Annotated in this window: 2 protein-coding genes; both read right to left on the bottom strand. The window is 61.7% G+C overall.

Annotated features, from left to right (window positions below; genetic code table 11):
• Positions 1-783, bottom strand: a 783-nt coding sequence (locus EN750_RS34790; protein WP_127399307.1) for a transporter substrate-binding domain-containing protein, incomplete at its 3' end; no start/stop codon positions are given.
• Positions 784-960: 177 nt separating this feature from the next.
• Positions 961-1,289, bottom strand: a 329-nt coding sequence (locus tag EN750_RS34785; protein ID WP_127399306.1) for a MarR family transcriptional regulator, incomplete at its 5' end; no start/stop codon positions are given.

Below are 1,289 nucleotides of genomic sequence, written 5' to 3'. Positions count from 1 at the left end.
GTAATCAAGAAACCATTTCTTGTTCAGCGCATCGAACGTCCCGTCCGCCTTCAACGCAACGATTGCCGCGTTGATCGGCTTCACCAGGTCGGAACCCTTGGGGAAAATGAAACCGAAATCCTCGGTGCCGAGCGGCCCGCCGATCAGTTTCAGTTTGCCCGCGGAGGCGTCGACATAGCCTTTGCCAGCGGTGCCATCGGTCAAAACGACATCGACGTCACCGGACTTCAGTGCCTGCACGGTCGCGCCGAAGGTCTCGAACAGTTTGATGCGCGGGTTCTGCTCATTGCCGTCGAGCACGCTATAGACGGCGGTGTAGAAGGGCGTGGTGCCGGCCTGCGCGCCGATCAGCCCGTCCTTGAAGTCGCCGAAGGTCTTGGCGTCAGTGAAGCGGCTCTCATCGCCGCGCACCAGCATGAACTGTTCCGAGCGCATATAGGGGTCGGAGAAATCGACCTTCTCCTTGCGGTCGTCCTTGATGGTGATGCCGGTCATGCCAATGTTGTACTGGTTGTCGGAAACCGCCTGGATCATCGCGTCCCAGGAAGTGTTCTGGTACTCGACCGTGAAATTCAGCCGCTTGGCGATCTCGTTCATCGCGTCATACTCCCAGCCGATCTGCTTGCCGGTCTTGGCATCGATGAACTGCAGCGGCGGATAGGCGTTTTCGGTCACAACCACCACCTTTTTGCCGCCGAGGTCGGGCAGCGCCTGCGCAAAGGCGGCAACGGGCGTCAGGACGAGGGCAAGCAGGCCTGCCAGCAGCAGTTTCGATTTGGTCATGACACACTCCCCGGAAATTGACGGACCCGGACATGGCCGGGCTTGCAGGAAAATACGGCGCCGACTTTAGCTTTCCGCAAGCGTCATGCAAGACGGTCCGCTGCGTCAGCGCGCGCGAAAAGGGATTCCAGTGCCTTCATTTCCGGGATTCAGGAATGAACGGTGTCGCGGCAGCGATCAACTCCGCTTCGCGATGCCGGCATCTGCCTTGCGCAAGCCGGAGACGAACCGCGTCAGGGTGCTGTGCAGGGATCTCAACTCGTCGGCATCCAGCGGCAGGTTGCAAAGCATAGCCGCCGGCACGCTTTTGGCCTGCTCACGCAACGCTTGCCCCTTCGCTGTCGGCTCGACCAGAACCCGGCGCTCGTCGGCGGGGTCGCGCCGGCGTGTGACCAGGCCACCGGCCTCCAGCCGCTTGAGCAGCGGCGTCAGCGTCGCCGAATCCAGCCCAAGCGCTTCGCCAAGCTCGCCAACCGTGCTTGGAGCCCGTTCCCACAGCGCCAACA

This window comes from Mesorhizobium sp. M7A.F.Ca.ET.027.03.2.1 (assembly GCF_003999175.1).
Taxonomy (GTDB): domain Bacteria; phylum Pseudomonadota; class Alphaproteobacteria; order Rhizobiales; family Rhizobiaceae; genus Mesorhizobium.
Note: the sequence above shows the minus strand (reverse complement) of the source record. Positions and strands in the feature narration are given on the sequence as shown.